Source organism: Paraburkholderia sp. BL27I4N3 (genome assembly GCF_003386115.1).
Lineage (GTDB): Bacteria > Pseudomonadota > Gammaproteobacteria > Burkholderiales > Burkholderiaceae > Paraburkholderia.
Map to the genome: position 1 here is coordinate 532475 of NZ_QREJ01000001.1, position 19512 is coordinate 551986.

The 19512-nt window shown below is 64.0% G+C and carries 18 protein-coding genes and 1 tRNA gene; 14 read left to right on the forward strand and 5 right to left on the reverse strand.

Translation table 11 applies throughout. The features are described 5' to 3' along the window. Positions 1–40: 40 nt before the first annotated feature. Positions 41–241 (forward strand): hypothetical protein, encoded by a 201-nt coding sequence (locus B0G71_RS02425; RefSeq protein ID WP_116139501.1) that lies wholly within the window; start codon positions 41–43, stop codon positions 239–241. Positions 242–349: 108 nt separating this feature from the next. Here B0G71_RS02425 and B0G71_RS02430 read toward each other — a convergent pair. From B0G71_RS02430 to pepN, 5 genes are all read right to left on the reverse strand, one after another. Next, positions 350–425, reverse strand: a tRNA-Thr gene (locus B0G71_RS02430). A gap of 55 nt (positions 426–480) precedes the next feature. After that, a complete protein-coding gene (locus B0G71_RS02435) occupies positions 481–1497 on the reverse strand; it encodes a class 1 fructose-bisphosphatase (RefSeq protein ID WP_116139503.1) in 1017 nt (338 codons plus the stop codon). 121 nt (positions 1498–1618) lie between these two features. Beyond that, entirely contained in the window at positions 1619–2074 is a 456-nt protein-coding gene (locus B0G71_RS02440) for a HigA family addiction module antitoxin (RefSeq protein WP_116139505.1), read from the reverse strand. Between the two features lie 16 nt (positions 2075–2090). Next, positions 2091–2372, reverse strand: coding sequence for a type II toxin-antitoxin system RelE/ParE family toxin (locus tag B0G71_RS02445; protein WP_116139507.1), 282 nt, complete (start codon positions 2370–2372; stop codon positions 2091–2093). 203 nt (positions 2373–2575) lie between these two features. Next, positions 2576–5272 carry an aminopeptidase N gene (gene pepN / locus B0G71_RS02450; RefSeq protein ID WP_116139509.1) on the reverse strand — a complete coding sequence of 899 codons (2697 nt, stop codon included), beginning with the start codon at positions 5270–5272 and terminating at the stop codon, positions 2576–2578. A 227-nt stretch (positions 5273–5499) separates the two neighbouring features. On the opposite strand from pepN, the gene B0G71_RS02455 reads away from it, so the two are divergent. The 13 genes from B0G71_RS02455 to B0G71_RS02515 all read left to right on the forward strand — a co-directional run bounded on the left by B0G71_RS02455 (position 5500) and on the right by B0G71_RS02515 (position 19504). Then, positions 5500–6204 (forward strand): DUF4136 domain-containing protein, encoded by a 705-nt coding sequence (locus B0G71_RS02455; RefSeq protein ID WP_116139511.1) that lies wholly within the window; start codon positions 5500–5502, stop codon positions 6202–6204. 668 nt (positions 6205–6872) lie between these two features. Then, the gene (locus B0G71_RS02460) at positions 6873–7691 is read left to right on the forward strand and encodes a beta-ketoacyl synthase chain length factor (protein ID WP_116139513.1); all 819 of its coding nucleotides are present in this window, start codon (positions 6873–6875) and stop codon (positions 7689–7691) included. Continuing rightward, the gene (locus tag B0G71_RS02465; protein WP_116118065.1) at positions 7675–8469 is read left to right on the forward strand and encodes a 1-acyl-sn-glycerol-3-phosphate acyltransferase; all 795 of its coding nucleotides are present in this window, start codon (positions 7675–7677) and stop codon (positions 8467–8469) included. Before B0G71_RS02460 ends, B0G71_RS02465 begins: the two co-directional genes overlap by 17 nt. Further along, a complete protein-coding gene (locus tag B0G71_RS02470; RefSeq protein WP_106283313.1) occupies positions 8444–8743 on the forward strand; it encodes a phosphopantetheine-binding protein in 300 nt (99 codons plus the stop codon). The genes B0G71_RS02465 and B0G71_RS02470 overlap by 26 nt, the downstream gene beginning before the upstream one ends. A gap of 3 nt (positions 8744–8746) precedes the next feature. Continuing rightward, positions 8747–8998, forward strand: a complete 252-nt coding sequence (locus tag B0G71_RS02475) for an acyl carrier protein (RefSeq protein WP_007180827.1) — start codon at positions 8747–8749, stop codon at positions 8996–8998. After that, the gene (locus B0G71_RS02480; RefSeq protein WP_116139515.1) at positions 8998–9660 is read left to right on the forward strand and encodes a hypothetical protein; all 663 of its coding nucleotides are present in this window, start codon (positions 8998–9000) and stop codon (positions 9658–9660) included. Before B0G71_RS02475 ends, B0G71_RS02480 begins: the two co-directional genes overlap by 1 nt. Then, positions 9657–11507, forward strand: coding sequence for an AMP-binding protein (locus tag B0G71_RS02485; RefSeq protein WP_116139517.1), 1851 nt, complete (start codon positions 9657–9659; stop codon positions 11505–11507). The genes B0G71_RS02480 and B0G71_RS02485 overlap by 4 nt, the downstream gene beginning before the upstream one ends. Further along, positions 11507–13231 (forward strand): glycosyltransferase, encoded by a 1725-nt coding sequence (locus tag B0G71_RS02490; protein ID WP_116139519.1) that lies wholly within the window; start codon positions 11507–11509, stop codon positions 13229–13231. The genes B0G71_RS02485 and B0G71_RS02490 overlap by 1 nt, the downstream gene beginning before the upstream one ends. Continuing rightward, positions 13218–14813 (forward strand): histidine ammonia-lyase, encoded by a 1596-nt coding sequence (gene hutH / locus B0G71_RS02495; RefSeq protein ID WP_116139521.1) that lies wholly within the window; start codon positions 13218–13220, stop codon positions 14811–14813. The genes B0G71_RS02490 and hutH overlap by 14 nt, the downstream gene beginning before the upstream one ends. Then, the gene (locus tag B0G71_RS02500; protein ID WP_116139523.1) at positions 14810–15241 is read left to right on the forward strand and encodes a thioesterase family protein; all 432 of its coding nucleotides are present in this window, start codon (positions 14810–14812) and stop codon (positions 15239–15241) included. Before hutH ends, B0G71_RS02500 begins: the two co-directional genes overlap by 4 nt. Continuing rightward, positions 15229–15918 carry an outer membrane lipoprotein carrier protein LolA gene (locus tag B0G71_RS02505; RefSeq protein ID WP_116139525.1) on the forward strand — a complete coding sequence of 230 codons (690 nt, stop codon included), beginning with the start codon at positions 15229–15231 and terminating at the stop codon, positions 15916–15918. The genes B0G71_RS02500 and B0G71_RS02505 overlap by 13 nt, the downstream gene beginning before the upstream one ends. After that, the gene (locus tag B0G71_RS02510) at positions 15918–18326 is read left to right on the forward strand and encodes an MMPL family transporter (RefSeq protein WP_116139527.1); all 2409 of its coding nucleotides are present in this window, start codon (positions 15918–15920) and stop codon (positions 18324–18326) included. Before B0G71_RS02505 ends, B0G71_RS02510 begins: the two co-directional genes overlap by 1 nt. Next, the gene (locus B0G71_RS02515) at positions 18323–19504 is read left to right on the forward strand and encodes a beta-ketoacyl-[acyl-carrier-protein] synthase family protein (RefSeq protein ID WP_116139529.1); all 1182 of its coding nucleotides are present in this window, start codon (positions 18323–18325) and stop codon (positions 19502–19504) included. Before B0G71_RS02510 ends, B0G71_RS02515 begins: the two co-directional genes overlap by 4 nt. Positions 19505–19512 lie beyond the last annotated feature (8 nt).

Consider the following 19512-nt stretch of genomic DNA (forward strand, 5'->3'; position numbering starts at 1 on the left):
GCGCGGAAGATGGCAGTCTTCGCCCCTCGGAGAGTTCGCCATGGAAAACGCCGTGTACTGGAAAGGTTATCAGGTCGGAATCGAGTGTGACGGCCGGATTTTGTGGTTCTCGTCGACACCGCAGGAAGCGGTCGCCGCCTATGGCGCTCAACAGCCAGAGCCGGCCCGTATGGAAAATTCCGTTGTGGCACGCAACCTCGGCGTGACAGCGCAATTCGATCGGCCAGGTTTTTGTGGGTGAGCCGTAGCGCGGTTTGCTTAAGGTGCCTTTTGCGCGGACGCGGCCAAAGCATGCACAGAAAAGCAAAAAGCCCAGTCGCGAGGACTGGGCTTTTTGCTTGAATCTTGATGGTGCCGGAAAGAGGAATCGAACCCCCGACCTTCGCATTACGAATGCGCTGCTCTACCGTCTGAGCTATTCCGGCATCAGGAGAAACGAGATTATAGGGACTTCTTAATCAGCTTGGCAAGCCCCTGCACTCACTTTTTTGTTTCGAGATGGTAGCGTGTAACCCGGTCCACCTCGTTCTTCGAGCCGAGGAACACTGCGACGCGTTCATGGAGGCTTTTCGGCTGGATGTCCAGAATGCGCTTCTCGCCGTTGGTTGCGGCGCCGCCCGCCTGCTCGACGATGAAGGCCATGGGATTCGCCTCGTACATCAGGCGCAGCTTGCCCGGCTTGTCCGGCGTGCGCTTGTCGGCCGGATACATGAAAATGCCGCCGCGATTCAGGATACGGTGCACGTCCGCCACCATGGAGGCGATCCAGCGCATGTTGAAGTCGCTTTGGCGCGAACCGTCCTTGCCAGCCTTCAATTCGCCGATGTACTGCTGGACCGGCGGATACCAGTGGCGCTCGTTCGAAGCGTTAATCGCATATTCACGCGTTTCGACCGGAATGCGCATGTCGCTTTGCGTGAGCACCCACGAGCCGAGTTCGCGGTCGAGCGTGAAGCAGTTCACGCCATTGCCGGTGGTTAGCACCAGCACGGTTTGCGGACCGTAGACCGCATAGCCCGCGGCGACCTGCTGCGTGCCCGGCTGAAGGAACGACTGTTCGGTGGGTTGTTGACCGTCTGGGCAACGCAACACGGAGAAGATCGTGCCGATCGACACATTGACGTCGATGTTCGACGAGCCGTCCAGCGGATCGAACACAAGCAGGTATTCGCCCTTCGGATAGTTCGCCGGGATCGGGAAGAACTGTTCCATTTCCTCGGAAGCCATGCCGGCGAGATTGCCGCCCCATTCGTTCGCTTCGAGCAGGATTTCGTTCGACAGGATGTCGAGCTTTTTCTGCACTTCGCCTTGAACGTTCTCGCTACCCGCTGTGCCGAGCGCATCGCCCAGCGCGCCCTTGCTGACGTGGTAGCTGATTGCCTTGCACGCCCGCGCGACGACTTCGATCAAAAGGCGCAGATCGGCCGGCAGATTGTTGGTTTCGCGCTGCTGCTCGATCAGGTACTTCGTGAGAGTGGTACGACGTTGCAAAGCCATGCTGTACTCCGGGAAGGCTTGAGGAATATTCCGATTTTAACCGTTCGTTGTGTCGCTTCCGCGCTTTTGCGCGGGAACCTTGCACAGCGATCGCGCCGGACATGCCGGTGCGCGGCGAAATTCAGGCTTTGCGGCGCGCCTTGCCGGCCGTGACCTTGCCGCTCACGCTGGCTGCGAGCGCGGCGGCGCGGGCGTGTCCGGCCGATATCTTCCGCATTTTCGGGCGTTGGGCCTTCGGCATGGGTTCGATTTCCCGCTCGATCTGCTCGCCCGCCGCCGCGGTGGCGACGCGCAGGTCGTAGGCGATTTGCAGATTGAGCCAGAACTGCGCGCTCGCGCCGAAGTAGCGCTCGAGCCGCAGCGCCGTGTCGGCCGAGATGGCGCGCTTGCCACGCACCACGTCGTTGATGCGCGGCGCCGGGACCCGCAGCGCAAGTGCGAGCGCGTTGACCGACATGCCGAGCGGTTCGAGGAACTCGCCGCGAAGAATTTCGCCCGGATGGCTTTCCGGGATACTGTCGCCGGTGCCGATGTCCGAGAAATCGATGCTGCCCAGATCGGAGCGTTTGATGACCATGCCGGTCTCCCAATAATCAGTGATAGTCGACAATTTCGACATTCAGCGCCTCCCCTTCGACGAAATGAAAGCAGATGCGCCATTGCGTATTGATCCGGATACTCCATTGCCCGCTGCGCTGGCCCTGCAATGATTCCAGCCGGTTGCCCGGCGGCGCATGCAGGTCGCGGATGGATTCCGCGGCGTCGATCATGAACAGCTTGCGGCGCGCGAGCGCCTGCATGTGAAGCGGCAATGAGTACACGAACTTGCCCTGGAAGATTCCCGCCGTAGCTTTGTCGCCGAATGTCGTGATCATGGGATGATATAACGCAATGCGTTAAACGTAAACCGTTAAATGAATACGTTTACTTTCGCCCCATCGGCACAAGTCGAACAGTCGTCCAGATGGCTAACGTTGTCGCCGCGCGCGGTCGCGTCGTGCTTCCGAAAAATGCAGGACGAAAAAAAGCCGGCAACGCGTGCCGGCTTTTCGATGTGACAACAGCGCTCTGGCGAGCGTTATGCCAACGCTTTCTCCACGATCTCGCGCACGTCGCGCGATTTCACCTGAGCCGCCACTTTCTCCAGCGCCGCGCGCATGCCGTCGCGCAGCGTTGGCGTGAAGCGGCGCCACAATTCCAGCGAGCGGGCAAGGCGGGCAGCCACCTGCGGATTGATGGCGTCGAGTGCGATCACCTGATCGGCCCAGAACGCATAGCCTGAGCCGTCCTCGGCATGGAACTGCGCGGGATTCGCCGCGCAGAAGCTGAAAATCAGCGAGCGCGCGCGGTTCGGATTTTTCAGGTTGAAGGCCGGATGCGTCATCAGCTTACGCACGATCCCGATCACCGGACGGTGCGCGCTGCCACGCTGGGTGGCTTGCAAGGCGAACCACTTGTCGATGACGAGCGGCTCCTTTTCGAAGCGCCGGTAGAAGTCGTCCAGCGCCTGCTGCGCCTCGGCGCTGCCGCCATTCGCCGCCGACGCATTGAGCAACGCGGAGAGCGCCGCCGAGCGGTCGGCCATGTTGTTCGCCGCATCGTACTGCGCGGACGCGAGACGCACGGTTTCGGCAGGATCGTCGAGTTCCGCGAGGTACGACAGCGCGAGATTCTTCAGCGCGCGATGACCCGCCGCTTCGGGCGTGGCTTCATACGCACCCGGCGTGCGATGCTGCTCGTACACCTTGAGCCAGTCGCCCCTGAGTGCATTGGCAAGACGCTTGCGCACGAATTGCCGCGCGGCGTGGACGGCGGCCGGATTCGATTCTGTCATCTGCTCGGCGAGATACGCTTCCGAAGGCAGCATCAACGCGAGTTCGCGGAACGAAGGCGAGAGCGTTTCGTCGGTCAGCACGCGGGCGAACGCGGCCACCACGGAGTCGTCGAGTTGCAGCGGCACGCCGGTGGCGGCGCGTCCTGCAAGCGTGAGCAGTTCGCGCGTGGCGAGCCGCTGGCCGGCTTCCCAGCGGTTGAACGGATCGCTGTCATGAGCAAGCAGGAACGCAAGCTGTTCCGCCGAGTAGTCGTATTCGACGATTACCGGCGCCGAGAAATTGCGCAGCAGCGAAGGCAGCGGCTCCTGCGCCACGTTGACGAACGTAAAAGTCTGTTCGGTCTGTGTGAATTCGAGCACCCGCGTGGTGAAGGCCGAGGCCGTATTTTCGCCTTGCAATTGCAGCGGCAGGTCGCGGCCGTCCTTGCCGATCAAACCGATCGCGAACGGAATCAGCAGCGGGCCTTTTTGCGTTTCGCGCGCGGCCGGAGCGCCTTCGCCGTAGCCTTGCGTGAGCGTCACGCTGTAACGTTGCTGCGCGGCGTCGTAGTGCGTGCGCACGGACACGCGCGGCGTGCCGGCCTGGCTGTACCAGCGCTCGAACTGCGTGAGATCGCGGCCGTTGGCGTCGGCGAGCGCGTGACGGAAGTCGTCGCAGGTCACGGCCTGGCCGTCATGACGCTTGAAATACAGGTCCATGCCCTTGCGGAAACCGTCGCGGCCGAACAGCGTCTGATACATCCGCACGACTTCCGAGCCTTTCTCGTAGACCGTCATCGTGTAGAAGTTGTTGATCTCGACGTAGCTTTCCGGGCGCACCGGATGCGCCATCGGACCCGCGTCTTCGGCGAACTGCATCTGACGCAGCACGCGCACGTCTTCGATACGCTTGGTGGCGCGCGCGGCTTCGTCCGTGGCGCCGCCTGCCATGTCGGCCGAGAATTCCTGATCGCGGAACACCGTCAGGCCTTCTTTCAGGCTCAGCTGGAACCAGTCGCGGCACGTCACGCGGTTGCCGGTCCAGTTGTGGAAGTACTCGTGGCCGACCACGGCCTCGATGTTCGCGAAGTCGGTGTCGGTTGCCGTTTCCGGGTTCGCGAGCACGTACTTCGTGTTGAAGATGTTGAGCCCCTTGTTCTCCATCGCGCCCATGTTGAAGTCGCTCACCGCGACGATCATGAAGCGGTCCAGATCGAGTTCGAGCCCGAAGCGTTCCTCGTCCCAACGGATCGAATGGATCAGCGAATCCATTGCGTGGCGGGTCTTGTCGAGGTCGTGCGGTTCGACCCACACCTGCAGCAGCTTTTCCTTGCCCGAGCCGCTCTTCACGCGCTCTTCCAGGGCGACCAGCTTGCCCGCGACCAGCGCGAACAGATAGCTCGGCTTTCTGAACGGATCTTCCCAGCGGGCGAAGTGGCGGCCGTCAGGCAAATCGCCTTCTTCGAGCAGGTTGCCGTTGGACAGCAGGACCGGATAATCGGCTTTATTGGCGCGCAGCGTGACCGTGAAGGTCGCCATCACGTCCGGACGGTCGAGGAAGTAAGTGATGCGGCGAAAGCCCTCGGCCTCGCACTGCGTGAAGAAGTTGCCGCCGGACACGTAAAGGCCCGACAGCGTGGTGTTCTCAGCCGGATTGCAGAGACTCGTGAGCGTCAGTTCGAACTGATCCGGCACGTTGTCGAGCCGCAAGCCGTGTTCGTGCGCGTGGGCGTTGGCGAACGGCTGGCCGTCGATCTCGGCGCTGACGAACTCCAGTTGTTCGCCCATCAGCTCCAGGTGCGCGGCGCGCGACGCCTCCGGATTGCGGCGCACGCGCATCGTGTTGCGGACCACCGTGCGTTCGGGAACCAGATCGAACTCCAGTGCGACGGTGTCGATCAGGAAGGCGGGCGGCGCGTAGTCGGCGCGGCGAATCACATTGGGCGTTGCGGTATCGGCCATGGCGTTCTGTAGTGTTGGAACTCGAGCCGGCGAGCGCGCTTCTGGCGCGCGGGCCGGGCATGTCGAGCCATTGTACAAAGCCTCGGCGAATTGTGCGGAGCGAACTTTTTACCGAGTCGGCTGGTCAGCGTATTATCGGGCGCCCGAGCGCGGGAATGCCTGTGCGTCGACGGGGCCGGGTTTGACGGACAATACAGAAGCAACTTGGAAGCTTCACGAGGTAGACCATGAAAATCGATCGATGGACCCGCCACGCCACGCTGCTGCTGGGCGCACTGGCGGTGCTGCTTTCCGGCTGCACGACCTACGTCACCACCCAGGTCACGGCCTTTTCAGACTGGAGCGGCAGTGACGCCACGCGTACCTATGCGTTCACGCGAGCGGCGGACCAGCAGAATAATCTCGAACTCAGCACCTACGAGCGCCTGGTCGCGAACGAACTCGCCACCCATTCGTTCCGTCAGGTCGACGGCGCGCAGGCGCGCTATCTGGTCGGACTGTCCTACGGGATTCGTTCGGACATGGTGACGGTTGCGGAGCCGGTGTATTACAACCCATGGCCGGCGCCGTACTGGGGTTATGGCCGGCCGTTCGATCCGTGGGGCCCGTGGGGCGCATTCCCGGCCACTTACGTGAACCAGAGCTATCCGATTTTCACCCACCTGCTGGGCGTGCGGATTACCGAGCGCGCGAGCGGCAAGGAGGTCTACAACGTGACGGCGCGCAATACGGGCGGCGAGTCCTCGCTGGTTCGGGCCATGCCGTATCTGGCGCGTAGCGCGCTGGCCGATTTCCCACTCGGCAACGGTGTGGTTCACACGGTAAAGATTCCGGTCGGTAAGAGTGGCGGCCCATCGAACGAAATGGTGGCGACCGGTACGGCTCCCGCCGCCGCGCCAATGCCGGCGTCCGGTGCGAAAGTCGTTCAGTAAATAGTACCTGGCTGACGCGTCGAATCGGCGGTGTCGGTGTAGGTTAAGCGGCCCCCAGGTCACCCTGCCGGGCCGGTTCTGCTTTTCAGCGTCGGCGGGCATGAAGCTCTACGCCCGATACCGCACTCGGACATCTGCATTTCTTAAAGGGCACATCCGAGTTGACCGTGCGTCGCGAGTTCAGAAAGAGGTCGGCAAACAACGCCAGCGTCTTCCAATCTGAAACACTTTTTAAGAAAGTAAATTGAAAGTATTGCCGTATTTCGGCGAAATAGTTCCGACTTCAGAGTCGGTGACAGCCGCGCTGCTAGCGGATAACGGGTCCGTTCCCAAGCTGGAAAACGGCGCTGGAGGCCGGCGCCTTTGCTTTTCAGCCGGGCGTCGTATGAGAGATACGGATACAGATGGATACGTCTTTTGAAGCTGATTTATCCGAGAATATTCAGTATGATTCCGGCGACCCGAGGGGCCCGCGACTATCCTTCAGACGAATTGACAAAGGCGCCTAAATAATCGGGGGCCATGTGCCGTTAATCCGCTGAACCCTATTAGAAGATTGGATCGACCCCGGCTGGAGCTTGCCGGTCCGCGCGGCGCGTGAACGCTGTGACGGTGCCGTATTCCGTCAGGCGCTTCAGCCTCTCCTCGCTTCTACGCGCGAACCCGATATGCCCGATCTGCACTGGACCATTCCGGTCGCTCGCTGGTCTAGCTGGCCTGCTGCCGCATCTGCCTCACCCGATATCGGCTTCATCGAGCCGATCGTGCGGCGTCGTCTGAGCACTCTCTCCAGAGTGGCGCTGAAGGTTGCGCACGATTGTGTCGCCCGGGACGCGGTGCGGGTCGTGTTCGCCTCGCGCCACGGCGAATTGCGGCGCACCACGAATATCTTGCGCGCCATCAGCGCGGGCGAGCCGGTCTCGCCGACCGCCTTCAGCCTCTCGGTGCTCAATGCCATGACCGGCGTGTTCGGGATTGCGCGCGGCGATCGCTCCGCGGCGAGCGCGATCTCGGCCGGCGCGGAAACGCTGGGTTACGCGCTTCTGGAGGCCCATGCGCAATACGCCACGCAGCCGGATTCGCCGACGCTCTTGGTGTACGCGGACGAACCGGCCGATCCGGCATACGGCACGATCGAAGACGAAGTGCAGGGCGGCGCGATCGCGCTCCTGCTCGATAGCGAAACGGCGACGGGCGAGCTTGAGTGCACGGTGTCGCGCGCAGGCCAATCAGACTCCGCTCCGGTGAGCGAAGCCCGCGCTGGCAAGACCGGCGAAGCAGGCGAAACAGGCGAAACAGGCGAAACAGGCGAAACAGGCGAAACAGGCGAAACAGGCGAAACAGGCGGCAAAAATAGCGCCGCCCCGGAAATCTTCTTCGCAACCCAGAGCCAGGCGCTGCAGCACTGTCTGGAAACCGGCCTGCCCGCCGCCTGGCAAAACGCCGGCGCCACGTGGCATTGGAGGTGGCATGGCCGCGCGGCTTGATTACTTCTGGCGATTCTGCGCGACCGGCATGGCTTTCGTGGTCTTCGGGGTGTGCGGCGTGCTGTTTTCCGTGGTGGTGTTTCCGCTCGCATGGGTGTGGCCGCACCGCGCCTCGCGCCAGTTCGCGGTGACGAGCGTGATTCACTGGTTTTTCCGCGCACTGGTCGCGGTATTGCAACGCATCGGCGTGATGGAACTGGAAGTGTCCGGCGTGCAGGCCTTGCGCGCGGGCGGCCCGGCGATCGTGGTCGCGAATCACCCGACCTATCTCGACGTGATGGTGCTGCTGTCGCTCACGCCGCATGCCTGCTGCGTGGTGAAAAACGCGCATTGGAGCAACCCGTGTTTCTGGGGCATCGTGCGCTCGGCGGAATACGTCAGCAATGCCGATCCCGCCGAACTCGTCGAGGCGGGCGCGAAGCAACTGGCCGCGGGCTATACCATGATCATCTTTCCGGAAGGCACGCGCAGCCCGGCGCCGAACCGGCTGCACGCGTTTTCGCGCGGTTTCGCGCACATGGCGCTGAAGGTCGGCGCGCCGATCGTCCCGGTGCTGATGGATTGCGATCCGCCCGCATTCACCAAGCAGATGCGCTGGTACGACGTGCCGGCGCGCGCGTTCAGAATACGCGTGAACGTGCTCGAGCCGCTCGGCGTCGATCAGCTCGCGGCTCATGACACTCCACCGGCTCTCGCGGCGCGCAGCGTGACGAGCGCCGTCGAAGCCCACATTACCCAGCACCTGTTCGATTATGGATTCTTTAAAACTCGAAATTAAACAGCTCCTGATCGAAGCGCTCGATCTGGAAGACCTGAGCCCGGCCGATATCGACGACGATGCACCGTTGTTCGATACCGACGGTATCGGCCTCGATTCGATCGATGCGCTCGAAATCGGCATCGTGCTGCGCAAACAATACCAACTGACCATCGCAGCGAACGACGAGCGCACGCGCGAACACTTTCGCTCGATCAGCACGCTGGCGGCGCTGGTCGCGAGCCAGCGCGAAGCGGTGCACGCTGTGAACGAAACAACCAGAAAGGGGGAGTAAATCGTGTCCGAGGCAGAGATTCTGGAGCGCATCCGCGCCATCTTTAAAGAGAACTTCGCGATCGAGCCCGAGCGCGTCACGCCCGAGGCGCATCTATTCGAAGACCTCGATCTCGACAGCATCGACGCCGTCGACCTCGCGATCAAACTGCAGGAAATGACCGGGCGCCGCATCAAGCCGGAAGAGTTCAAATCAGTGCGCACCGTCGGCGACGTGATTGGTGCGGTCGAATCGCTGCTGGCGGCACAGGGCTGATGGCCGCCGCGCGCTCGCGAACGCAAGCGGCGGCGGATCGGGCCGCCGATGCCTCGCCCGGCACTGAGCGCCACCTGGGCAAAACCGTCGTGCAGGTGCTCTTGAAGCTTGCCTACCCCGCGCTGATTCTGTGCGCGTGGAAATGGGACACGCCGCGCTACGTAGGCTGCATGCTGTTCGCGATCCTGTGGCTGCAGCGCTGGGCCGGCAGCGGGCCAGTCGCGACCTCGCTGCGGCGGCTTTCCTCGATCGACTGGGGCGTGGTCGGCTTGCTGAGTTGCGCGTCGGCGGCGATCGTGTTGACCAATAGCGAGTTGCTGCTGCGTCTCTATCCGTCGCTCGTCAACCTGGGCCTGTTGATCGCGTTCGGAGCGACGCTCGTGCGCGGGCCGTCGATGATCGAAAAATTCGCGCGCCTCGGCAACCCGAACCTGCCGCCGGGCGCGGTGCGCCACACGCTGCGCGTGACTCAGGTGTGGTGCGCGTTCTTCGCGCTGAACGGCGTGTTTTCCGCATACACGGCGTTGTACTGGAGCCGGGCGAGCTGGTCGCTCTACAACGGCGCGATCGCCTACGTGCTGATCGGCGTGCTGCTGGTGGCCGAGGTCATCTGGCGTTATCTGGTCGTGCTGCCGCGCGCCGCGCGTTCGGAGGCGGCATGATCGCGTTGCATGATCTGTTGTCGGTGGCCGATGAGGCCGCCGCAGTGCCTGCACCCGTATGCCGGGACGGTGCCGCGGTGCTCGATCGCGCGGCGTTTCGCGCGCGCGTCGCTGCGCTCGTCGCACTCGTGCAAACGCAAGACGCGCAACGCTACGCGCTGTGCATCGACGATCCGTTCGATTTTGCCTGCGCGCTCTTTGCGCTGTTCGCGTGCGGCAAGGAACCGGTGATTCCGGCCAACTCGACGCCGGGTTATCTCGCCGATCTCGCCGATGCGTATGAAGTCGTGCTGACGGACGCGGACTTGCCGCCGTTCGCGTTTGCGTTAGCGGGAGATGCCGACGGTTTGGCCGAGGCCACCGGCGGCGCTTTCGGCAACGGCCCCGGCAACTCCGACTCCAACGCCAACGCCGTATTTACAGCCAATGCCGGAGCCGACGCCGACGCCAATGCCGTCCCGAACGCCAGCGCCGAAGCGGCTTCAGCGCAAACGAACCACTCCACCCACGCGATCGACCCCCAAGCCCCGCTCACGCTCTACACCTCCGGCAGCAGCGGTCGCCCCAAGCCGATTCGCAAGACGCTCGCCCAATTCAACGCCGAAGTGCACACGCTCGAAAAGCAGTGGGGTGCGCTAGTCGGCGACGCGACGATGCTCGCGAGCGTGCCGCATCATCACATCTACGGTTTGCTGTTCCGCGTGCTCTGGCCGCTCGCAGCGGGTCGCGCATTCGATCGCGCGGTGAGCATCGAGCCGTTGCATCTGCAAACGCAGATCGACCACGGCGGTGCAGCGGTGATCGTCTCGACACCTGCGCAACTGTCGCGCTGGCCCGCATTGCCCGGTTTCGCAGACCTGACGCCGGCGCCGCGCGCATTTTTCTCATCGGGCGGTCCGCTCGCACTCGAAGCCGCGCAGGAATACGCCGCAGCCTACGGCGCCGCGCCGCTCGAAATCTACGGCAGCACGGAAACCGGCGGCATCGCGTGGCGGCGCCAGGATCAGACCGACGCCTGGCAACCGGTGTCTGGCATCGAAGTGCGCCGCGACGAAGACGGCGCGTTGAATGTCCGCTCGCCGCATCTCGATCACGCCGGCTGGCATCGCACCGACGACAAGATCGCCTTCGACACCGAGGGCCGTTTCCGCCTGCAAGGCCGGCTCGACCGCGTGCTCAAGCTTGACGGCAAACGCGTCTCGCTGCCGGAACTGGAAGCGCGCCTCGCGCTGCATCCGTATGTGGCGCAAGCGGCGCTCGTGCCGCTCGCCGGCGCGTCGCGCGAGCGCGTCGGGGCGGTCGTAGCGCTGACCGAGGCGGGCGGCCCGGCTTTGCGCGACGAAGGCCGCGTGGCGCTCGCGAAAGTGCTGCGCCGGCATCTCGCCGAATATTTCGATGTCGTGGTGCTGCCGCGCCATTGGCGTTTTCGCGTCACGCTGCCGTTCGACGCGCGCGGCAAGTTGCCGGTGGCCGCTGTGGCGGCCGCGTTCGAACCGCGCGTCGAAGGCATGGAAGTGCTGTCCGAAGCGCGCAGCGGCGACACGCTGCATTACGAGTTGCGCGTGCCGCCTACGCTCGTGCATTTCGCCGGCCACTTTCCCGGGCTGCCAATTCTTCCCGGCGTGGTGCAGGTTGATTGGGCGGTGCGTCTGGCCGCCGAGCACGCGCCGGCGGCGCGCGCGGTGGCGTCGATCGATCGTCTGAAGTTCATGGCGCCGGTCTCGCCGGGCGCGGTGCTCAAGCTCACGCTCGCTCACGACGCAACGCGCCGTCGCGTGCAGTTCGCGTACCGCGTGAACTGCCGTGATTGCGCATCGGGTGTGATCGTCTACGGGGAGTCCGCGTGATGACTTTCTCCCCCTGCATCGTCATTCCGATCTACAACCATAAGGATGCGATCGGCGCGACCGTCGCGCACCTGGCGGTGCACGGCCTGCCGTTTTTCGTCGTCGACGATGGCAGCGACGAGGCCACCCAGCAGGTGCTCACCGCGCTCGCGCAGCAGTACGCGGGGCAACTCACGCTGTTGCGCCTGCCGGTGAACGGCGGCAAAGGCGCGGCCGTGATGGCGGGATTGCGCGCCGCGCGCCAGGCGGGCTACACGCACGCGTTGCAGATCGACGCCGACGGCCAGCACGATGCCACCGACGTGCCGCGTTTCATCGAAGCGGCGCGCGCCGAACCGGGTGCGGTGATTCTCGGTCGTCCGGTCTACGACGAGAGTGTGCCGAAAGCGCGTCTCTACGGCCGCTATCTGACGCATGTATGGGTGTGGATCGAAACGCTTTCGCTAACGATCCGCGACTCGATGTGCGGCTTTCGCCTCTATCCGCTGACGCTCGCCTGCAATCTGATCGACAGCGTGCAACTGCCCACGCGCATGGACTTCGACATCGAGATCCTCGTTCGCCTGTGTTGGCGGCGCGCGGCATTCCGCTCGATTCCGACGCGCGTCACGTATGCGAGCGACGGCGTCTCGCATTTCGACGTGTTGTGGGACAACGTACGCATCAGCCGCAGTCATACGCGACTCGTGTTCGGCATGTTGTGGCGTCTGCCGATGCTGCTCGCGCATAAGGTCATGCCGCGCCGCTCCGCACTTGCAGGCGAGCAGGGCAAAGAAAACGAACAGGACTGGTGGCGCATTGCCGAACGCGGCAGCCATCTGGGCATGTCGCTGCTCGCGTTGAGTTGCAAGCTGTTCGGCCGGCGCTTCACTGCGCTGTGGCTGCATCCGATCGTCGCGTATTTTCTGCTGACGGGCCGCGCCGCACGCGAAGCTTCCAGCAACTATTTCAAGCATCTCGGCGAGGCCGCGCCGCACGGCGATACGCCGCGTCCTGGCTGGCTGTCCGCGTATCGTCATATGCTGGCGTTCGCGCAATCGGGCTTCGACAAACTCGCGGCATGGTCGGGCCGCGTGAACAACGCCGACGTCAAATTCGAAGATCCTTCGGCATTCGAAGCATTGGTGGCGAGCGGCAAGGGCGCGCTCGTGATCGGCGCGCATCTCGGCAATCTGGAGATGACTCGCGCGCTCGCCGCGCAGGGCGCCTATGCGAAGGTCACGGCGGTCGTCTATACGGAACACGCGCGCCGCTTTAACAGCGTGCTGGCCTCGGCCAATAGCGAGTTCGCGAAGCATCTGCTCGAAGTCAGCGACTTCGGTCCCGAGACCGCGATGATGATGCAGGAGCGCGTCGATGCCGGCGAGCTGCTGGTGATCGTCGGCGACCGCGTGCCCGCGCACGAAGCGGGCCGCACGACCGAAGCGCAATTTCTCGGCTCGACCGCGCCGTTCGCGCAAGGTCCATATGTGCTCGCGCATGCGTTGGGCTGTCCGGTCTATCTGTTCTTCTGTCTGAAAGAGCGCGACGGCTACCGTCTGTATTTCGAACCGTTTGCCGAGCGCATCGAATTGCCGCGCCGTGAACGCGCGCAGCATCTCGCCGCGTGGGCGCAGCGCTACGCCGTGCGTCTCGAACACTATTGCCGCAAGGCACCTTATCAATGGTTCAATTTCTTCGATTTCTGGGCCAGCCCCAAGCGAGGCGCGAATGGCCGAACATGATCTGATCGATGTGCCGGATGCGGGCGTGAACGTGAACACCGCGGCTGTGGTGATCGGCGGCCGCAAGCTGACGATCGAAGAGGTCGTCGCGATTGCGCAGCATCGCGCGCCGGTCGCGTTGAATACCGATCCGGCATGGCGCGCGCGCATCCAGCGCGGCGCGGATTTTCTGCGCCGCCATCTGGCCGCGGGCGCGACGGTGTACGGCGTCAACACCGGATACGGTGACGCCTGCGTGGTCGACGTGCCGATGGAACTCGTCGAAGCCTTGCCGCTGCAACTCACGCGTTATCACGGCTGCGGCATGGGCCAGTATCTCGACGACGCGCAAACACTCGCCGTGATCGCCGCGCGACTCAACTCGCTCGCTTATGGTTTTTCCGGCGTGCGTCCCGTGTTGCTCGAACGTCTGGCCGATCTGGTCAATCATCGTGTGCTGCCGCGCATTCCGTCGGAAGGCTCGGTCGGCGCGAGCGGCGATCTCACGCCGCTCTCGTATGTGGCCGCCGCGCTCGCGGGCGAACGCGACGTGATGTTCGAAGGGCATTTGCGTGACGTGCGCCAAGTGTGGGCCGAACTCGGCCATGCGCCGCTCACGCTCGCGCCGAAAGAAGGGCTCGCGCTGATGAACGGCACGGCCGTGATGACGGGTCTCGCGTGTCTCGCGTTTGCGCGCGCCGATCATCTGACGCGGCTCACCGCACGTCTGACTGCGCTATGCACCGTCGCGCTCGACGGCCGCGCCGCGCACTTCGACGCGATGCTCTTCGAAGTGAAGCCGCATGCCGGCCAGGCGGAAGCCGCGGCCTGGATTCGCGATGACCTGTCAGGCCGCGACGACACGCCGGGCCACCGTCTGCAGGACCGTTATTCGATTCGCTGCGCGCCGCATGTGATCGGCGTGGCGCGCGATGCGCTGTCGTGGGTGCGTCGCGATGTCGAGAACGAACTGAACAGCGCGAACGACAACCCGCTGATCGATCCGGACACCGAACGCGTACTGCACGGCGGCAACTTCTACGGCGGCCATATTGCGTTCGCGATGGATTCGCTGAAGGTCGCGGTGGCCAACCTCGCCGATCTGATGGACCGGCAACTCGCACTGCTCGTCGACGTGAATTTCAATAACGGCCTGCCGCGCAATCTGTCGGGCGCGGCTCCCGCGCGCGCCGCGATCAATCACGGCTTCAAGGCGGTGCAGATTTCGTCGTCCGCGTGGACTGCGGAAGCCTTGAAGAACACGATGCCCGCTAGCGTCTTTTCGCGTTCCACCGAGGCGCACAACCAGGACAAGGTCAGCATGGGCACGATCGCCGCGCGCGACTGCCTGCGGGTGTTGGAACTGACCGAGCAGGTCGCCGCCGCGCATACACTCGCGACGGTGCAAGCCGCGCGTCTGCGCTTGAAGATCGACAGCGGAACGCCGGTGCCGGCGCCGCTGCAGGTGTTCATGGACAGCGTAAGCGCGCAGTCGCCGTTCGTCGACGAAGACCGCGCGCTCGAACACGAACTGCGTGCACTGACCGCGCGCATTGCCGCTTGCGATCTGACGAGCGACTATCGCGGAGGATCGAACGCATGACCGGTTCCCGCAAAGTGCTGAGCGCGAGCGCGACGGTGGAAGTGCCGTTCCACGATGTCGACGCCATGAACGTCTGTTGGCATGGCCATTACCTGAAGTACTTCGAAATCGGCCGCGCGGCGTTGTTGCGCGCGTTCGACTACGACTATCGTGAGATGCAGGCGTCGGGTTATCTGTGGCCGATCGTGGAAGCGCATCTCAAGTACGTGAGACCGGCCACCTACGGTCAGAAGATCGAAGTGCGCACGCAACTGCTCGAACACGAAAACCGCCTGAAAATAGGCTATGAAATCGTCGACTGCGCGACCGGTACGCGATTGACCAAGGGTTACACGATCCAGGTCGCGGTCGATGCCGCCACTCAGGAGTTGCAGTTCGTCTCGCCACCGGTTGTGTTCGAGAAGCTGGAGCGCGTATGGGGACGATGAATTTGCGCGTCGTGATCGCGGGGGCATTGAGCGCGTTGAGCGTGCTCGGGGCGACCGTCGTATCGATGGAGCCCGCGTCGGCCGCGTCGACTGTCTTGACGAAAGAAGCCACGTCCGGCAATCCCGCGCTCGTCTCGCAGATCGCTGCGCACCTCGCGCAAGCCAAGGGCGTGCGTGCGCAATTCACGCAGACGCAAACCCTCGCCGCAATGAAGCGGCCGCTCGTGAGCACCGGCTCGCTGCTGTTCTTCCGCGAACGCGGCGTGATCTGGCAGATCGACACGCCGTACAAAGCCACCTACGTGATCACCGATGCCGGCGTAACCGAAGTCAACGCCAACGGCCAGCGCGTCACGGCCCACAGCGCGCAGGGCACGCGCGGCGTCGCGCAAGTCTCGAAGATGATGCGCGCGATGCTCGGCGGCGATCTATCGGCGCTGTACTCGCAATTCGACGTGCAGGCCGAAGGCAGCGCCGCGCAATGGCGCATGCAACTCACGCCGAACCAGCCGCAGATTGCGCAGTCGATCAAAGGTCTGGAGATGAACGGCGGCGACTATCTGCAGCGCTTGCGCATTACGCTCGCGAACGGCGACATCACCCAACTCGACTTCACGAAGAGCGCGGCCGTGACCGAACTCACCGCGGCTGAACGCGGTCTGCTCGGAGCGCCGTAATGGACATGCTGCAACAGCGATCCGCGAAACAGGCGTGGGGCGTGCGCGCCGCGTGGCTGCTGCTCGCGCTCGTTGCGGCGCTCTATTGCGGCTGGCGATTCGCAGGGCCGTCGCCGTTGCAAACCAATCTGCTCGCGCTCTTGCCCGCGACTGAGGCCGACCCGATCGCGGAGAAGGCGGTCGATACGCTGGCGAGCGCGCTCGGCGACCGCACCGTTTTCCTCGTCACCAGTAACGACGACGCGCACGCGAAAGCCGCGGCGAAACAACTCGGCGCGTCCTTGCAAAAGAGCGGCGCATTCGGTTCGGTGACGGCGGAGTTGCCGCCGTTCGATCTGTCGCAGATCGCATTGCTGTACATGCCGTATCGCTTCGGCTTGCTGGCGCCCGCGGATCGCGCGGCGCTCGCGAGCGGCACGGTTGGCGCCACGCTGCATGACGCGCTCGCCCAGCGCATCTACAGCCCGCTGCGCGGCGGACTCACCACGCCGCTCGCCGACGATCCGTTCGGCTGGCTCGAACACTGGCTCGGCGGACTGCCGCTCGCCACTTCGAATCTTGAACTCGAAGACAACCTGCTGGTTGCGCATCGAGGTGCGGCCACCAGCGTGCTGATCGTTGCGACGCTGCCGGGCTCCGCTTACGAAACGAAGACGCAGCACGCGGTACTCGCGGCACTCGCCCAAGGCGAAAGCGCGTTGAAGCAGTCGTTCCCCGATGTCTCCGTGGCGCGAACCGGCGCTGTCTTCTACGCGGAATCGGCGCGCAGCGCGTCGGAACATGAAGTGCATCTGATCGGCGTCGCGTCGCTGTGCGGCATCGCGCTGTTGATGATGTGGGTGTTCCGCTCGCCGCGTCTGCTGCTGCTCGGCTTCGTGTCGACCGCGCTCGGCATTGTCTGCGCGCTGGCGGTCACGATGCTGATATTCGGCAAGCTGCATCTGCTGACGCTCGTGTTCGGCGCCAGCCTGATCGGCGAGGCAGTCGACTATTCGATTCAGTACTTCGTCGTGTATCTCGGCGCGCAACGCGATTGGGACGCTCGGCGTGGCGCGCGCGCGGTGCGTCCCGCGTTGAGCGTGGCGCTTGCGACGAGTCTGCTCGGCTACGCGATCCTCACATGGGTGCCGTTTCCCGCGCTCAAGCAGATCGCCTGTTTCGCCATTGCCGGTATTACGACGGCGTTCGCTTCCGTGCTGTGGCTGCTGCCCGCATTGCTCACGCGCGCACCCAAACGCAGTCCCAGGCGCGTGTTCGCAGGTGCGGCGCGCGTGCTGACAGTGTGGCATCGCACGATCGGCGGCAAGCGGGCGTGGTTCGTGGCGGCGCTGTTGCTGCTGCTCGCGATTCCCGGCTGGCTGCGTCTGACCAGCGACGACGATATCCATCTGCTGATTCAGCGCGATCCCGCGCTCGTCGCGCAAGAAGACAAAGTGCGTGCGGCGGTCGGCGTGGATAACAGTGCGCAGTTTTTCGTCGTGCGCGGCGAGACGCCCGAGGTCGTACTTCAACGTGCGGAAGCCTTGGGCACAAAACTGGATGCATTGAACGGCACCGCGAACAAGGTCGGCGGCTATCAATCGGCCGCGCAGTTCGTGCCGTCTGCGAAGCAGCAGAATGAAGATCGCGCATTGCTGGCGCAGCATGTGTTCAATGATCGCGCAACGTTGCGCGCCACGCTCCTGCAAGCGGGCTTCAAGGATGAAGTCGCCGACGCCTGGCTCGCTGCGTACGCGAAACCACAAGCGCCGCTCACGATCGATACGTGGCTCGCAGCGCCTTGGTCGCAACCGTACAAACATCTCTGGCTCGGCGAAGTCGATTCGTCGACGAAAGCCTATGCGGCGGTCGTCATTCCGCAAGGCGTGACGCCGCAGAACGAACCCGCCTTGATCGCAACCGCGCGAGGCTTGCCCGGCGTCGTGTTCGTCGACAAGGCCGCCAGCGTGTCGAAGCTGTTCGGCGCGTATCGCGTGGATAGCGGCTGGTGGCTCGGCGGCGCGCTTGCCCTCGTACTCGTCCTGCTGATGCTGCGATACAAAGTACGCGGCGGCGTCGCCGTGACCTTGCCGGTGCTGCTCGCGGTGGGCGTCACGCTGGCGGTGTTCGGCTATGCCCACGTGCCGCTCAATCTGTTCAATTGGCTCGCGCTGATGCTCGTGCTCGGCGTGGGCGCAAACTATGCCGTGTTCCTGCGCGAAGGCTGCCTGCGCGCGGACGCGGATCTCGGCGCGGTATGGACGGGCGTGCTGCTCTCGGCGGCCACGACATTGTTGTCGTTCGGCATGCTCGGCATGAGCGCAATGCCTGCGCTGAAGAGTTTCGGCGCGACACTCGCGCTCGGCATCGCGGTTTCGGTGCTGCTCGCGCCGATCGGCATGCCATCGGAATCAAGGAGGGCCGCATGAAAGCGCCATCAGTCTATTTGCACGCGCTCGGCATGATCAACGCGCTCGGCGGCGACCTCGACAGCATTGTCCCAGCGCTCGCCGCCGCTCGTTCGCCGGGTATGGCAAACGCGCATACCGGGATCGGCGAGGCGTTCGTCGGCAGCGTACTCACGCCGCTGGATCTTGCGCCGCCCGCCGAACTCGCGCGTTACGACTGCCGCAACAACCGCTTGCTGCTCGCCGCGTTGACGCAGATCGGGCCCGTTGTCGAGGCGGCGCGCGAGCGCTACGGCGCGCATCGCATCGGCGTGGTGCTCGGCACCAGCACGTCGGGTATCGAAGCCGCTGAAGCGGCGTTCGTCTATCAGGCGCAGGCGGGCGATCTGCCCTCGAACTTTAATTACCGGCAAATGGAAATCGGTACGGCCGCGCCGTTCGCCGCCGCTGTGCTCGGTCTGCATGGGCCGGCGTTCACCATTTCGACCGCGTGCACGTCGAGCGCGAAGGCTTTCGCGTCGGCGCGCCGGTTGCTGCAATTGCAACTGTGCGACGCCGTCGTGGTGGGCGGCGTCGATTCGCTGTGCGAGCTGACGGTGCAGGGTTTCGCATCGCTCGAATCGACCAGCAACGTGCGCAGCAATCCGATGAGCCGCAACCGTTGTGGAATCAATGTCGGTGAAGGCGCGGCCGTGTTCCTCATGAGCCGCGACGAAGCGGCGGTGCGGCTTGCGGGAGTCGGCGAATCGAGCGACGCGCATCACATTTCGTCGCCGGATCCGCAAGGGGTGGGCGGCGAACTCGCTTTGCGCGCGGCACTTGCCGATGCGGGCATCGCGTCGTCGGCAATCGGTTACGTGAATCTGCACGCCACCGCCACACGCAAGAACGATGAAATGGAAGCGGCTTTGATGTCGCGCGTGTTTCCGCAAGGCGTGGCGACGAGCGGCACCAAACCGTTGACCGGCCACCAACTCGGCGCGGCGGGCGCCACCGAACTGGCCTTCACATGGCTCCCGCTGGCGCATGACGACGTACCGCTGCCGCGTCATCTGTGGGACGGCGAGGCTGATCCCGCGTTGCCCGCGCTGGACCTCGTCGTTAGCGAGCGCTTCATGCCACAGGGTGGCGCGCAATACGCGATGAGCAATTCATTTGCTTTCGGCGGCAGCAATGTCAGCCTCGTTCTTGCCCGATGAGCCAGCCG

Bases quoted from the DNA above. Each gene is read 5' to 3' on its own strand.
- B0G71_RS02505 (WP_116139525.1), top strand. From the start codon at position 15,229: ATGGGGACGATGAATTTGCGCGTCGTGATCGCGGGGGCATTGAGCGCG.
- B0G71_RS02465 (WP_116118065.1), top strand. From the start codon at position 7,675: ATGGCCGCGCGGCTTGATTACTTCTGGCGATTCTGCGCGACCGGCATG.
- B0G71_RS02515 (WP_116139529.1), top strand. From the start codon at position 18,323: ATGAAAGCGCCATCAGTCTATTTGCACGCGCTCGGCATGATCAACGCG.
- B0G71_RS02455 (WP_116139511.1), top strand. From the start codon at position 5,500: ATGAAAATCGATCGATGGACCCGCCACGCCACGCTGCTGCTGGGCGCA.
- B0G71_RS02440 (WP_116139505.1), bottom strand. From the start codon at position 2,074: ATGGTCATCAAACGCTCCGATCTGGGCAGCATCGATTTCTCGGACATC.
- B0G71_RS02490 (WP_116139519.1), top strand. From the start codon at position 11,507: ATGACTTTCTCCCCCTGCATCGTCATTCCGATCTACAACCATAAGGAT.
- B0G71_RS02510 (WP_116139527.1), top strand. From the start codon at position 15,918: ATGGACATGCTGCAACAGCGATCCGCGAAACAGGCGTGGGGCGTGCGC.
- pepN (WP_116139509.1), bottom strand. From the start codon at position 5,272: ATGGCCGATACCGCAACGCCCAATGTGATTCGCCGCGCCGACTACGCG.
- B0G71_RS02445 (WP_116139507.1), bottom strand. From the start codon at position 2,372: ATGATCACGACATTCGGCGACAAAGCTACGGCGGGAATCTTCCAGGGC.
- B0G71_RS02460 (WP_116139513.1), top strand. From the start codon at position 6,873: ATGCCCGATCTGCACTGGACCATTCCGGTCGCTCGCTGGTCTAGCTGG.
- B0G71_RS02485 (WP_116139517.1), top strand. From the start codon at position 9,657: ATGATCGCGTTGCATGATCTGTTGTCGGTGGCCGATGAGGCCGCCGCA.
- B0G71_RS02470 (WP_106283313.1), top strand. From the start codon at position 8,444: ATGGATTCTTTAAAACTCGAAATTAAACAGCTCCTGATCGAAGCGCTC.
- B0G71_RS02435 (WP_116139503.1), bottom strand. From the start codon at position 1,497: ATGGCTTTGCAACGTCGTACCACTCTCACGAAGTACCTGATCGAGCAG.
- B0G71_RS02500 (WP_116139523.1), top strand. From the start codon at position 14,810: ATGACCGGTTCCCGCAAAGTGCTGAGCGCGAGCGCGACGGTGGAAGTG.
- B0G71_RS02480 (WP_116139515.1), top strand. From the start codon at position 8,998: ATGGCCGCCGCGCGCTCGCGAACGCAAGCGGCGGCGGATCGGGCCGCC.
- hutH (WP_116139521.1), top strand. From the start codon at position 13,218: ATGGCCGAACATGATCTGATCGATGTGCCGGATGCGGGCGTGAACGTG.
- B0G71_RS02425 (WP_116139501.1), top strand. From the start codon at position 41: ATGGAAAACGCCGTGTACTGGAAAGGTTATCAGGTCGGAATCGAGTGT.